Annotated in this window: 11 protein-coding genes and 5 pseudogenes; 6 read left to right on the forward strand and 10 right to left on the reverse strand. The window is 68.0% G+C overall.

Annotation, left to right across the window (positions count from 1 at the left end):
• Positions 1-141: 141 nt before the first annotated feature.
• From AC5P1C_RS36980 to AC5P1C_RS36990, 3 genes are all read right to left on the reverse strand, one after another.
• Entirely contained in the window at positions 142-585 is a 444-nt protein-coding gene (locus tag AC5P1C_RS36980; protein WP_493870353.1) for a DUF4259 domain-containing protein, read from the reverse strand.
• 1,232 nt (positions 586-1,817) lie between these two features.
• Complete coding sequence (locus AC5P1C_RS36985) at positions 1,818-2,165, reverse strand: VOC family protein (RefSeq protein ID WP_493870354.1); 348 nt, start codon at positions 2,163-2,165, stop codon at positions 1,818-1,820.
• A 643-nt stretch (positions 2,166-2,808) separates the two neighbouring features.
• Positions 2,809-3,951, reverse strand: a complete 1,143-nt coding sequence (locus AC5P1C_RS36990; protein WP_493870355.1) for an FAD-dependent monooxygenase — start codon at positions 3,949-3,951, stop codon at positions 2,809-2,811.
• Positions 3,952-4,118: 167 nt separating this feature from the next.
• Here AC5P1C_RS36990 and AC5P1C_RS36995 point away from each other — a divergent pair, with 167 nt between their 5' ends.
• Together AC5P1C_RS36995 and AC5P1C_RS37000 are read left to right on the forward strand one after the other, a co-directional pair.
• Complete coding sequence (locus tag AC5P1C_RS36995; protein ID WP_493870356.1) at positions 4,119-4,454, forward strand: ArsR/SmtB family transcription factor; 336 nt, start codon at positions 4,119-4,121, stop codon at positions 4,452-4,454.
• A 316-nt stretch (positions 4,455-4,770) separates the two neighbouring features.
• Positions 4,771-5,021 (forward strand): annotated as a pseudogene (locus AC5P1C_RS37000) (helix-turn-helix domain-containing protein); the annotation flags it as partial.
• A gap of 55 nt (positions 5,022-5,076) precedes the next feature.
• On the opposite strand, the gene AC5P1C_RS37005 reads toward AC5P1C_RS37000, so the two are convergent.
• Positions 5,077-5,487, reverse strand: a complete 411-nt coding sequence (locus AC5P1C_RS37005; RefSeq protein WP_493870357.1) for a winged helix-turn-helix transcriptional regulator — start codon at positions 5,485-5,487, stop codon at positions 5,077-5,079.
• Positions 5,488-5,592: 105 nt separating this feature from the next.
• Here AC5P1C_RS37005 and AC5P1C_RS37010 point away from each other — a divergent pair, with 105 nt between their 5' ends.
• Positions 5,593-6,303, forward strand: a complete 711-nt coding sequence (locus AC5P1C_RS37010; protein ID WP_493870358.1) for a DsbA family oxidoreductase — start codon at positions 5,593-5,595, stop codon at positions 6,301-6,303.
• A gap of 85 nt (positions 6,304-6,388) precedes the next feature.
• Positions 6,389-7,030 (forward strand): FMN-dependent NADH-azoreductase, encoded by a 642-nt coding sequence (locus AC5P1C_RS37015; RefSeq protein WP_493870359.1) that lies wholly within the window; start codon positions 6,389-6,391, stop codon positions 7,028-7,030.
• Between the two features lie 42 nt (positions 7,031-7,072).
• Here the strand turns inward: AC5P1C_RS37015 and AC5P1C_RS37020 are convergent.
• Positions 7,073-7,327, reverse strand: a pseudogene (locus AC5P1C_RS37020) (Tn3 family transposase); the annotation flags it as partial.
• Here AC5P1C_RS37020 and AC5P1C_RS37025 point away from each other — a divergent pair.
• Positions 7,298-7,420 (forward strand): hypothetical protein, encoded by a 123-nt coding sequence (locus tag AC5P1C_RS37025; protein ID WP_493870390.1) that lies wholly within the window; start codon positions 7,298-7,300, stop codon positions 7,418-7,420. The pseudogene AC5P1C_RS37020 and the gene AC5P1C_RS37025 overlap by 30 nt on opposite strands.
• A gap of 221 nt (positions 7,421-7,641) precedes the next feature.
• On the opposite strand, the gene AC5P1C_RS37030 is transcribed toward AC5P1C_RS37025, so the two are convergent.
• From AC5P1C_RS37030 to AC5P1C_RS37050, 5 genes and pseudogenes are all read right to left on the reverse strand, one after another.
• On the reverse strand, positions 7,642-8,232 hold the full coding sequence (locus AC5P1C_RS37030) for a dihydrofolate reductase family protein (RefSeq protein WP_493870360.1): 591 nt from the start codon (positions 8,230-8,232) through the stop codon (positions 7,642-7,644).
• 700 nt (positions 8,233-8,932) lie between these two features.
• Positions 8,933-9,112, reverse strand: a pseudogene (locus tag AC5P1C_RS37035) (IS982 family transposase); the annotation flags it as partial.
• A 75-nt stretch (positions 9,113-9,187) separates the two neighbouring features.
• On the reverse strand, positions 9,188-9,685 hold the full coding sequence (locus AC5P1C_RS37040; protein WP_493870361.1) for an FBP domain-containing protein: 498 nt from the start codon (positions 9,683-9,685) through the stop codon (positions 9,188-9,190).
• 53 nt (positions 9,686-9,738) lie between these two features.
• Entirely contained in the window at positions 9,739-10,458 is a 720-nt protein-coding gene (locus AC5P1C_RS37045; RefSeq protein ID WP_493870362.1) for an MFS transporter, read from the reverse strand.
• Positions 10,459-10,556: 98 nt separating this feature from the next.
• Positions 10,557-11,036, reverse strand: a pseudogene (locus tag AC5P1C_RS37050) (MFS transporter); the annotation flags it as partial.
• 939 nt (positions 11,037-11,975) lie between these two features.
• Here AC5P1C_RS37050 and AC5P1C_RS37055 point away from each other — a divergent pair.
• Positions 11,976-12,181: pseudogene (locus AC5P1C_RS37055) on the forward strand (IS982 family transposase); the annotation flags it as partial.
• Positions 12,182-12,642 lie beyond the last annotated feature (461 nt).

Here is a 12,642-nt window from a genome sequence, read left to right on the forward strand (position 1 = left end):
TCCGGCGGGCTGGTGTATCACGGACGGTGCAGGGTGCCGAGCTGAGGGTTGAGGTGTCAACGAATCTGGTGCCAGTCGGCCGTCTGAGCTTTGGACTGACATCCTCCCTGACACCGGGGCGCCCGCTTCTCATGGAAGTTGTCAGTTTCCCGAGATGGCCCAGCCGAGCTGTTGTCCGGGAGGCTGCGGCAGGAGCGCATTTCGCAGGCGGGAGAGATCCGTTCGCCAGGGTCCGATGCCGTCTGTTTCACCCCAGAGTTGCATGAGTTCAGAGGGTTCGCTGAGGACTCGATCGAGGGCTTGAACGGCGAGTTCGCGCAGATCGGTGGAGAGCTCGGGTAGTGGTTGATCCGGTCCGTAGTGAGGGCTGGCGGGCTCGCCGGTGGGACATTGCGTGGCGACAAGGGCGGCTGCGGCGACTGCCTCTTCCGAGACGTCCGCGTCCAGATAGCCGTGGGTGTCGATCGCGCGGATGAGCGTCTTGCGGATGATGCTTTCGCGTTCGTCCTCGGCTGCCTCGTCGAGGGCGTCGCAGAAGTCCCCTGCAGTGTCGTTGCCGAAGGGGCCGACGTCCCAAGTGCCCATGGTCTCTCCTGATGGTGTGGGCGTTCGGGCATGGTGCCAGCAGGCACTGACAACAGCCGGAGCCGCGCCGGTGACAGAGACTCCGCCTCTCCATGCCATGTCACTCTGCCTACGCAGGGTTCATCAGGACTGGGCAGTGGGCTTCGGCCACGAGCTGAAACCGCCGGGCGGCTTCGAGGTGGAGCTCAGGGTGTTCGCGCCAGTGCGGTGACGCAAGTAAGGCGGTGAGCTTGACGGTCTCGGGGTAGATCGCAAGCTCGACCCGGGCCGGAGACGGACGATGGGGGTCTCCGTAGGGACCTTCACCAAGGAGGTGGATGCGGTTAGGCCAGCCACCGCCGCACCGTCCGCTGAGAGACCCCGGCGGCTTCGGCAGCGATCCGTACATGCAGACGGGTAATGCCTCCGGCCTCATCGACAGCCAGCAGACGCCGGACCACCGCCAGCCGCGGCACGCCTGTCGCAGGCTGGAACACGGTGGGTGAATCCGACGCAAGGGACAGCGGCCGACTCTTCGCCATACACAGCAGCACACACCGCGTCCCAGAACGCGTGCACTGGAACAGCCAACCCCACGACAGGAAACGGCTCTTGTGCTAACCGGTCCATGGCAGAGGAACGGTCATCCCGTAGCAGGCGGAACGATCAGGCACGGACGCACCCTGGCCTGTGTAAGTCCCATACCGTAGAAATCGCCCCACTGCTGACCAACCACTGCCACGACACCAACCACTCACACCTGGCTGCCAGGATGGGGCAGCGTGGGAGGGGGCGACGGCGACGGTAAGGCCCCGCACACTGCCCGCGTCCGACGTGCCCTCCGGGCTGATGCCGAAGTAGGCCCGGCACGATATGACGAGCCCGCCCGAGGTAGCCGTGTGCTGCCTTGCCTGCGCTTTGACCTGCGGTTGCCACTCCGATTCGGTCTCCTCCACCAAGGCCGCCCGCAGGCGCTTGTTCGGCTTGGTGGGGGCCCCGGAGCGGTAGCGCTCCACCGTGCGGCGTGAGGGGTTCTGGCAGCCCTCCGTGGCCGGTGTCGGCCCTTTCGCGCGCGTGAGAGGGAATTTCGTTGTGGCAGGCCTCGATAATTCTTGCCCGCCTCGCACCGGAGGTTCGCGCGAACCCAGAGCCCTCTTGCAGCCGGGCGGCAGGCGGGGCTGCACCATCGCGGCATGGTTATGGCTGAAGCGGTGCTTGCGATGATCAGTGGGTTCGGTGGCGCGGGAAAGGTGTCAGCGGTGGCTCAGAACGTTGACCACGCGGCCGTTGGGGTCACGGACGAAGAATCGTCGCACTCCCCACTCCTCGTCCTGCAGAGGGTGAACGATCTCCGCGCCGCTGTCCCGCATGACCACGTAAGCTGCCTCCACATCGTCTACCTCGACGCTCATATCGGGAGTGACTGGGGCGGTTTTGTCGCTGGTCATAACGCTGACCTGCGCCGTCGGACTGGACGGCGAGGCAAGCGTCATGATCCAGCCGTGATTCATGACTTCCTCAAAGCCCAGCAGACTGTAGAACTCCCGGCTCTCCTGCGCAGCCTCTGACTGGATGACGGGCATGACACGGCGAACGGCCATCGACAACTCCGGATGAGAACAGACACGGATTTAGGACTCTCCAGGAGTACTACGGCCCGTCCGTCGCCGCACGCACTTTCGCAACACGCCCTACGAGCTCCTATCGAAATGAGTGGTCTATCAGGAGACGATCTTTCAATGAAGGACACCGGCTCGGGCGGAGCTTTCGGTGCCTTCATCGAGAGGTAATTGCCCTGAAGCCGTGCGGGCGAGACGACCTCGATGACCTTGCTGCGCAGGAGCCCATGCGGCTGGTCCCGGACCTGGTGGTCCGCAAGGTGCGTGACCGGAAGGGGCCCGGTGGCCGGACTTCTGCACACCGAGGCCACCAGGTGGTTGTCGTCGATGGTCTCCACATCGAGCTTGCGGATTCCGTTGGTGGCGGAAGGGATCCCGGATGATGCCGCCGACGCCTTGATACGCCTTGTCCGCCCAGCACTTCACCTCCGCGTCGCGGGGTGAAGTCACCGGCAGCACCCTTGTCGTGCCGAGCGCCGGGAACGGTGGGTGAGGCCGACAGCAACCGGCCTGCCGCATCGCCCTACCGCGCCGAGCCGGGCTCGTCGGACATGGCGGAGCCGACCCGGCTGAGAGCCACCGCGGAGTTGCACACCGGCCGGTGACCGGTCGGTGCGGACTCGGTCTACCGGTTGGCGGTTTCGCGAGAGGCGATCCGGTTCGTGCGACCGACCGCGCGGCCCACCGCATTGCGCACCGCGAGGCCCGGCCGGGTGCGGGGCACCATGAGCCTGGAGAGCAGACCGACGCGTCGCTGCCGCGGCCCTATCTCACGGCGGAGCCGCGACTCGTAGGCGGCGAAGGCGCGGGCGTGATCACCGGGATGGGCGGCGAGCTCTTCTGCGAGGGCGTACGCGCCCGCCATCGCCATGCTGGACCCGTCACCGAGCAGGGCTGTCGCCGCCGCCGCGTCCCCGAGCAGTACGACCCGTCCGCGGGACCAGGAGGGCACCCGGATGGTGGTGAGGGGGTCGAAGAACGGAGCCGGGTGGTCGAGGAACGCCGCCACGAGTTCCGGTGCCCGCCACCGCACGTCGGCGTAGGCGTCGGCCACGGTCTGCTTGTGAAGGGCGATGTTCTTGCGGTCGTGGGGCGCCGACTGTTCGGCCCGGAAGGTGAAGATCGCGAGCGGAGTGGTCCGCGAGGGGTGGACGACCAGCATCCGGTTCGGCACAGTCAGCATCGTCATCTCGCTCGGGTCCTCGACGGCGTCGGGTTCCAGCGGCACGGTCGCGCCGTACAGGCCCAGGTCGCTCGCGAACTGCCGCTCGGGGCCGAATACCAGGCGCCGTACGGTGGAGTGCATCCCGTCGGCACCGACTACCAAGTCGAAGCGCCGTGGCGCGGACCGCCGGAAGGTGACGTCGACCCCACCTCCGTCCTGGTCGAGAGCGGTGACCGTGTCGTCGAACAAGAACTCGGCCTCGGCCTGCGCCGACCGGTGGAGCACCTCGGACAGGTCGGCTCGGGTCACCTCGAGCGTCGGCGCCTCGTCCGAGGTGAGCGGGAGTTGCAGGATTCGCCTGCCGCCGGGGTCGAGCAGGGTCAGTGATCGATTGCGGGTGGCGAGCCCGCGGAGCTGCGGGAGGATGCCCATGCGGTCGGCGACCGGGATCGCGGGCCCCTTCACGACGATCGCGCTACCACCGGAGCGCAGCTGCCGGGCATGTTCGATGACCGTCGGCCGGTAGCCATTCCGGGAGAGCCAGTACGCGAGTGCGGGCCCTGCGATTCCGGCACCGACTATCAGCACCTCGGGCTTCTTCATGACGAGGACCTCTCGGAGTGTCGATGGCCAGGTCTCCGGCGAGTGCCGGGGCCGGGTCTCAGCGCGGCACGGGGCAGCGCAATCGGAACCAAGGTACGAAATATTTCGTACCTCAGTGGAGCACATCCTTCAGGTACGATTCAAGTCGTACCTGAAGGGAGTGCCGCGTGACCGGGAAGAATCTGGTCGGCCCCGAGGCCGATGCGCTCGATCTGGGTGCGGTATTGCGCGCCCTCGCCGACGAGCACCGTCGTTCGGTGTTGACGCAGTTGGCCGCCGACCGCAGCGACAACGAGCGGGGCTGCAACTCGTTCGATCTTCCGATCTCGAAACAGACCCAGACCCACCACTTCCGCGTCCTGCGCGAGGCAGGTCTCATTGACGAGATCGACTACGGCAACCGCAAGGGCATCCGTCTACGACGCGCGGACGTCGAGAAGAGATTCCCCGGGCTGCTCGCCCTCCTGGGAGCAGAGCCTCCGAGCGGTACCGCTCCTCGCTGAGCACAGCTGAGCACACCGGAGGGGAGTGCGAGTCAGTCCCGAGCCGCGAGCTCGACCGAATCCAGCCCGCGCCCGGCTCGCAGGGCAGCTGGGCACGACGCGGGCACAAATGGGATCGGTGTCGCTTCGACCACCGTCCCGCGCTCGTGATCGGCGCCGAACTCTTCCGCACTCCCTCACGCCCACACCCACTGAGGTTTCCTCAATCTGCATGCGGAGCAGGGCCACTGGGGGCGAGGGCGGGGTCCGGGCATAGAGAAGCTCCTGGTAGACGGGTGCGTGTCGAGTCCAAGCCATCCCGCCAGGAGCTTTCCGCATGCTTGTCTACCCAGCCGGGGCCGATCTGTCCAGCTCCGCTCTGCGTTCCTCGCCCGTGAGCTGACCGCACGTCGTCTTGCGCAAGGGACACGATGGCGCCGGCTGGCCGCCGGACGGCAGGCACTGCTCGTGCTGGCTCATCTACGATGCGGCCATACCTACGCCCAGCTCGCCGCCGGATTCGGCGTGGGCACCACCACCGCCTACCGTTACATCGCCGAGGCCATCGACATCCTGGCCGCTCTGGCTCTTTCATACGGACCGCCCATGTAACGCGCCCCGCTCCCGGGTGCCGCCATGCCTGTCAGGATTCCAGGGTTGCGGCGCGGTCGCGGCTGGCGCGGATCTCGTCGTGGTGGTCGGCGGCCCAGCCGATCAAGGGCGTGACGATCTTGTGCAGGCTGCGGCCGAGCGGGGCCAGGGTGTACTCGACGCGCGGCGGCACCTCGGCGTAAGGGGTGCGAATGATCAGGCCGTCTTGCTGGAGCTGGCGCAGGGTGAGGCTGAGCATGCGCTGGGAGATGCCGGGGACCTGGCGTTGCAGGTCGGTGTAGCGCAGCGGTCCGGACTCCAGGACGGCGATCACCAGCATGCTCCACTTGTCGCCGACGCGGTCCAGGATCAGCCGGACGAATGCCATCTGATCGACGGGAATCGCCGAGCACGGCCCGATCGCCGCGGCCGCCACATTGTCGTCCTCGTTGGTCGTCCCCATGACGCACATTCCTCTCCGGCACGCACAGTTCTGTGCCTTTTGTATCGGCCTCCATACTGGTCCATCATGGCGTTACGCACAATTCGTCGGAATTGGAGGTGCGTGATGAAGGTGGATATGTGGTCCGAGGTGACCTGCCCCTGGTGCGGCCTGGGCCACCATCGCGTGGGGCGGGCCGTCGAGCGGTTCGAGCACCGTGACCAGGTGGAGGTGGTGCACCACTCGTTCCCGATCAGCGGCAGCTTCCCCGAGGGCAGAACCTTCTCCACCCGCGAGGCTCTGCTGCGCCGGTATGGCGTGGATGGCAGCCAGGCCGAGGCGGCGACCCGGCGGATCGAGGCGCTGGCCGAGCGCGAGGGCCTGACCCCGTACCGGGTGCTGGACAACCAGGTCGGCAACACCGATCTGACACACGAGTTCCTCGCCCATGCCTCCGCCCACGGCAAGAACCGTGAAGCCTGGGATGCGATCTTCCGTTCCTACTTCGGCAAGTCCGAACCCGTCTTCCGTCTGGAGGACCTGCTGAAGTTCGCCGACGAGCTCGGTCTGGACCGTGACCTGACCCGGCAGGCCCTCGACCAGCGCCGCTTCCGGCAGCAGGTTCAGGACGACGCCCGCCGGGCCCAGCGTCTGGGCGCGAACGGCGCCCCGTTCATCGTCATCGACGGCCGACACGCCGTCCCCGGCGCGCAGGACAGCGACACCATGCTCGACCTGCTGCGTACTGCCTGGGCCGACACGCACCCAGTCGCCCCCGTCGCCGGCGACGCCCCGGTCCGCGGCCCCGACGGCTGCACCGTCCCCGAGCGCGTCTGACGCCCACGGCGCCCCTCACCGATCTCTCCGGCGCGCCGGCTCCCGGCCTCGACGTCGGCATCATTCCTGAAAGGTCAGCATTCCCATGTCGTACCTGCTGCACATAGATTCCTCCTCGCTCGGCGAAGCCTCCGTCTCCCGCAAGGTCGCCCAGTCCTTCCGCGCCGCGTGGCGCGGCCCGGTCGTCCACCGCGACCTCGCCGCCTCGCCCGTGCCCCACATCACCGCGGCGGGCGTCTCCTCCCGGGTCACCGACCCCGCCCGGCACACCCCGGAACAGGCCGAGGCCGCGGGGCTTCAGGACGAGCTCATCGAGGAGTTCCTCGGCGCCGGGGCCTACCTGTTCACGGTGCCGCTGTACAACCTCTCCATGCCCTCGGTGTTCAAGGCATGGCTGGACCAGATCATGATCGTCGGTCGCACCTTCGGCTTCGCCGACGGCGCCCCCACAGCCGGCCGCCCGGCCGTAGTCATCTCCGCCCGGGGCGGCGGCTACGGCCCCGGCAGCCCCAACGAGGGCAAGGACTACCTGGTTCCCACGCTGGAGACCGTCCTGGGCTCGTCCCACATGCTCGGACTCGACGTGACCACGGTGACCCCCGAGCTGACCATGGCGCCCGACGTCCCGGCAATGGCCGAGCTCGTCCCGCTGCACGAGAAGTCCCTGGCCACGGCCTATGAACAGGCCGGCAGGCTGGCGGAGGCCTTCGCCAGCCGTGCCGCCTGAGCTGCACCGTCTGTACGGCTCGGACGGACCAGTGCGCTAACCGACCGGTCCGTCCGAGCCATATGGACGGAAGGACCTGCCGTCGTGGAGCTCGGTGTTCGCGCTGTTCCGATTCTCCACGACCTGGAGGCCGCCGTGGATCTCCCTGCGGAGGCCGGGGCCGGCCAGGTAGTCGCAGGCGAAGATGGTCCGCGCGGCGCCGCCGAGTTCTTCGAGGGCCTGGTAGGTGGGCTGCTTGGGGCCGCCGCGGGTGAAGCGCCGCAGCACTTGCTCCGCCTCGGCGGTACCGAGGCGGAGCAAGTGCTGCGGCTCGGCGGTACCGAGCCGGTGCAGTGCTTCGAGGAGATCATCGCCGCGGGGGCGCCAACGGTCATCATCGACGCCCGCTGACCGATGAACTTGTCGATGGACTACCGGTCTGGACCTGCCCAAGTGCGATCACGGCGTAGCGCCGACCCGAAGGGGTCTCCGTCGGAACCGGCATACCAGTGCGGTTGCGCCCAGGGCTGCTTCGCACCTACGACCCGGCAGTCGCGCTGATCATCTGCGGTGCCTGCGAACAGCCGTGCCAGCCGCACACCGCACTCGACGCGTGCGGTGTGCGGGCCTGCTCAGGCATGCAGCGCGGGTTGGTAGATGAGCTCCTGAATGCCGCCGTCGAACGTCCGGCTCTCGATCAGCTCGAGGTCGAAGTCGGCCGCGTCCTGGAAGATTGGGTGCGCTCCGGTCTGACCGGTGATCACAGGGAAGATCGTCAGCTGGAGGCGGTCGACCAGGCCGGCGGCCATCAGCGCCCGGTTCATCGACACGCTGCCGTGCGAGCGCAACGGGACCTCGGACTCCTCCTTGAGCCGGGCGACGACTTCCACGGCGTCGCCCTTGGCCAAAGTCGCGTCTGGCCATTCGAGGGGTTCTTGCAGCGTGGCCGACACCACGGTTGCCGGGAGCGCCCTCATCTGGGTGACCCAGGGGTCACCTGCCTTATCCATCTCAGGGCTCGAGCCTCGCAGACGCTCGAATCGCGCGAACAACCGGTAGGTGTTGGCACCGAAGACCATCCGCTGCTTTTCGCGGTACAACGCGAGGCGGTGGTCGAGCAACTCGGGTCCTTGCTTGTCCCAGTAACCGCCCCAGGTGCCGGGCTTTGGGGCGCCGAAGCCATCGACCGTGGAAAAGATGTCGGCGGTGTAGATGGCGGTCATGATGTCCTCCCTGGACGGTTGATCGAGGGTGTCGAGAGACAGACTGCGGTGAACCGCGAAACTCATCGCCCTGAGGCTTCGACCAAGCATCAGCACGTCGACGGGTACGGCCAGGGGGCTCTCTGGCGTGACGATGCACGTGACGCAGTCGCGCGATGATCCGCTCCAGCACCGGGGGGCCGTCATACGCTGGAGCGTAAGGACGCAGCCCGCGACGGCGGGCGGGAAACCGCAAACACACCCTTGCCAGACGGTCTACGCCCCAGACTGCCGCTCACGACCAGCACATGCACGCCGAAGACAGCACACGCCAGACCCATGACCTGCAACTTCACGATGCACAGTGCTCATTGGTGCCTTGCACGAACTTCATCTCCGAGCAGGGCGTCCCACGCTGTCCGAGCTGGCCAGGGACTTGGAGGGAGCCGCCTCCCGAAGTCGCCTGCATGACGCGTTCACCAGCGGTCGGCTACCGCGCCGGGAGTTGGTCGATGCCCCTGGTGGAAGTTCTCGGCAGTCGTGCCCGAGGGACCACTCCGGAGGAGGGGCTCGACCGCTTCCACGCACTGTGGCAAAGCGCCGTCTCCGACAGCGGGCGCCCGGCGCCGAGGCATAGTTACTCGCCTCCCCCACCGGTAGCCGCAACGGGCGCCCTGCATCCCGAGCCGGCAACGGATCCGGCACCGGGAACGGGGCCGCTTCCACGCATGACCAGGTCATTCTCGAACTCCTTGGACGCGAAGCCCTTGCCCGCGATGATCAGCAGTCCGGGCCGGTCGGTGACCAGGTCTTCATCGACATCGAACATGGCCTGGAGCACTGCGCGTTCGTCGAGTCTCGGGTTCGCCAGCACCCACAGGTTCGGCATCCCGGTCGGCGTGCGCCCGGCGCGTAAGACCGGAGAAACCGCGAGGATACGGGCTCGGCGACGATGGCCGTCGAGCCCCTGTCGGTCTCAGTGGAAGACCCGCTCCACGAACGCGTCGAGGTTGCCGCTCAGGCGCTCGATCTGCTGCTCGACAGTGAGGGACTCCTCCATGCGCCCGCCCGGTGCCGCCTTCTTCCTGCCCCGTACGTACAACGAGCAGTCCAGGTCAGCGCAGATGTAGAGGCCCACCGAGTTGCCTCCGCGGCCGGCCGGGCCTGCCTTGGGGGCGGTCATGAGGGAGACGCCGCTGCCGGGATGCGTGGTCAGGCACAGCGAGCACAGGCTGCGGCGCAGGAAGCCGCGGTTGCCGGAAGCGGAGCGCAGGGACAGGCCGACGAGTTCATCGGCGCGTTCGACGACGAGATACCTGCGATCGGGCGCGGACAGATCGAACCAGCCCAGGAAGTCCAGGTCGTCCCAGTGGTCGAGGTCCGCCAGGTTCTTGGGCAGGGGGAGGCGTTTGGCCTCGCCCTTCGAGCAGTTGACGAACGAGGTACGGATGTCGTGCTCGGTCAGCGGTTTCATGGAAGATCCTTCGAGGGGTGAGGTGGACGGTGGCGGGACACGCCCCCGGCTCGCTAGGCCGGTGCGTCGTTTCCGGCGTGCTTCGGCGTCTTGTGCCGCACGGTGAGGCCCGCTACCAGGGCGGCGAGCAGCAGGACGCCCGCCGAGCACCAGTAGGCGACGGAGAAGCCGTGCACCATGCCTTCGTCCAAGGTCGCGCCGTTGTGGACCGGATCGTGCAAGTGCGAGTGGACGTAACGGCTGGTGGCGCCGGTGGCGATGGTGTTGAGCAGCACGGTGCCCAGCGAAGCGCCCATCTGCTGAACGGTGTTGAGGACAGCCGAGGCCACACCAGCATCCTGCGCGGGCACGCCGGCGGTGGCCGTCGCGTAGACCGGCATAAAGGTCAGGCCCATGCCCAGACCGAGGAGCAGCAGGGCGGGCAGCACGTGCGGGACGTAATGCGCACGCACGGTCAGGCTGCTGAGCAGCACCATGCCGATGGCGGCCAGCACCATGCCGGACGACATCAAGGTGCGCGGCGCCGTGCGTGGCAGCAAGCGGGCCGCGATCTGGGTCGCGCCGATGACGATACCGGCCGAGATCGGCACGAAGGCCAGGCCCGTCCGCACCGGCGGGTAGCCGAGGACGACCTGCAGGTAGTACGTCAGGAACAGGAAGACGCCGAACATGCCGATGGTGGCCAAGCCCATCGTCGCGAGCGATCCGGCCCGGACACGGTCCTTGACGATGCGCACGGCAGGAGCGGGCTCGCCGTGCGGCTCTGCCACCACACGAAGGCGGCGAGCCCGCCGCTGCCCAGCAGCGCGCCCGGCACGTCCAGGTGCCCGCCCCGGCGGGCGGAGCGGTCGCGCAGGAAGGCCGGTGCGCCGAGCAGGGCGGCCAGCGCGATGGGCACGTTGACGTACAGGGACCAGCGCCAGTTCAGATACTCGGTCAGCAGACCGCCCACGATCAGCCCGATCGCGCTGCCGCCGCCGGCCAGCGCACCGTAGACCCCGAACGCCCTGGCCCGCTCTTTGGGGTCGGTGAACGTCGTCGTCAGCAGCGACAGGGCCGAGGGCGCCAGGACCGCCGCGAACGCACCTTGCAGGGCCCGCGCCGCGAACAGCATCCCGGGGCCGGCCGCCGCGCCGCCCAGCGCGGAAGCCGCGGCGAACCCGGCCAGGCCGATGACGAAGGTGCGCTTGCGGCCCACCAGATCGGCGATCCGGCCGCCGAGCAGCAGCAGCCCGCCGAAGGCCAGCGTGTAGGCGGTGATCACCCACTGCCGGTCGGCGTCCGACATGCCGAGAGCGCGCTGGGCGGAGGGCAGCGCGATGTTCACGACGGTGCCGTCAAGGATCACCATCAGCTGGGCAAGGGCGATGACGGCCAGCGCCCACCATCGCTTCGGATCCGGTGCCGGAGTCGCGGCGGGAACCTCGCGGTCGGTGGCCGTGGAAGGGGCGGACGGGAAGGATTCCCCTCCGGGACGTTTCTTGCTCAGGGCGATCACGCACGTTTCGTGTCGAAGTGCTGTCGAGACAGTCGGCCAGGGATGGTCGCTGTGGTGACGACGGGCCGGTGTACGCAGCACGAGGACAAGGCATGGCGGTGGGGCAGCGGGAACGGCGGACAGCACCCGGGGCCTGCCTCACCAGCTGCGTGTCACTCACGCCGGCGCTCTTGCCGGGCGTGAGGCGGAGAGTGCCGAGATCACGGTGACCAGCAAAAGAAGGGCCCGTCTTCGGGCGCGCACCCCCGCGGCCCGCGCAGCGACGAACCGCGCAGGGGCATCTCGTGACGCGGCATCTCAGGAAGATGCCGAAGACAAGAAACAAGAAGGGGGAAGAGTTACCGCGCGCCGCAAAGGAGGGAGGGCACACGGCCGGAGGCAACTATGGCCGCAACGCATTCAGCACGGTCCATGTCTCTCGCCTCCTTCCGGGCAGGGCACGCGGTGCGTGTCGACGCCGAGCGCGCCGAACGGGGCGGCAGAGAACCTGCCGCGCAAAATCTCGGACAGGCTATCCCATCGACGCCACCGCGCGACCGGAATTTTCGAACGCCCGCGCGCACGGAAGGGGTGATTGCTTGGGGGTGGAAGTCCCTGGGGAAGAGGTGGTCCTAACCCCGAGCCGGGAGTACGGGCGGGAAGCCCTTGACGATGTCTGACAGCTGCTGGTGCCACCCCGACACGTATGCGGCCTGGCCGCCGCGGGGCTTGATGTCCAGCACGACCCAGATACCGAGTAGTCCTGCTGCTCTCCTCGGCCAGAGTGCGGCGTTCCTCTGGGTCGACGTCGTCAGAGGCGAAGGCCTACTCAAGTCGGTGCGGCAGCGATCGAGTCCGTGAACGACATCCTCCAGGGGCAGTTGGACCTGGAGCAGCACGGCGGACGGGCCTTCGAGGGCATCGCCGTCCGTGTCGCCCAGCGCATCCTCGCCATGGCCGCCGCTCTCTGGCGCAACCACAAGACCGGCACCCCGAGCGCGCGGTCGCTGGTCGCATTCGGATCAATCCGCAGATTTTCGGGGCAAGTTGATCACGCACCTTGCCCCGTATGCGAAGACTCCGACTGGGATCGCGCCCCCGCGTGCGTGCTGGCGGCCGGCCCGTCCCTGTGGGCCTCAGAGCATGCCCGTCCCGGGAGGGTGGTGCCGCGTATGACGAGCCGGTGCGGGATCGTCAGGTCGGTGGCGGGTACCTGGTTGTCGGGGTTGTAGATGCGGTCGGCCAGGCACCGCAGGGCACGCTCGGCGATCTGGCGTTGTCCGGGGACACCGGCATCTACCGGGTGCTGGCCGGCCACGGGAAGCCTCAGGCGTATCCGGAGGCCGTCGAAACAGCGTTCGTCGCTCTCGCTACCCGGGACACACGCCGGGCAGCGGTGGGCAGGACAGGCCGCGGCTGACCACGGTGCCGGCACACCGCAGGACCGGTCAGCCGCGACCTCTCCGACCGGACAACGTCC

The organism is Streptomyces sp. A18, from assembly GCF_059026065.1.

Excerpts from the sequence above, each read along its gene's own strand:
- AC5P1C_RS36980 (WP_493870353.1), bottom strand. The coding sequence starts at position 585 with ATGGGCACTTGGGACGTCGGCCCCTTCGGCAACGACACTGCAGGGGAC.
- AC5P1C_RS36985 (WP_493870354.1), bottom strand. The coding sequence starts at position 2,165 with ATGGCCGTTCGCCGTGTCATGCCCGTCATCCAGTCAGAGGCTGCGCAG.
- AC5P1C_RS36990 (WP_493870355.1), bottom strand. The coding sequence starts at position 3,951 with ATGAAGAAGCCCGAGGTGCTGATAGTCGGTGCCGGAATCGCAGGGCCC.
- AC5P1C_RS37005 (WP_493870357.1), bottom strand. The coding sequence starts at position 5,487 with ATGGGGACGACCAACGAGGACGACAATGTGGCGGCCGCGGCGATCGGG.
- AC5P1C_RS37010 (WP_493870358.1), top strand. The coding sequence starts at position 5,593 with ATGAAGGTGGATATGTGGTCCGAGGTGACCTGCCCCTGGTGCGGCCTG.
- AC5P1C_RS37015 (WP_493870359.1), top strand. The coding sequence starts at position 6,389 with ATGTCGTACCTGCTGCACATAGATTCCTCCTCGCTCGGCGAAGCCTCC.
- AC5P1C_RS37030 (WP_493870360.1), bottom strand. The coding sequence starts at position 8,232 with ATGACCGCCATCTACACCGCCGACATCTTTTCCACGGTCGATGGCTTC.
- AC5P1C_RS37040 (WP_493870361.1), bottom strand. The coding sequence starts at position 9,685 with ATGAAACCGCTGACCGAGCACGACATCCGTACCTCGTTCGTCAACTGC.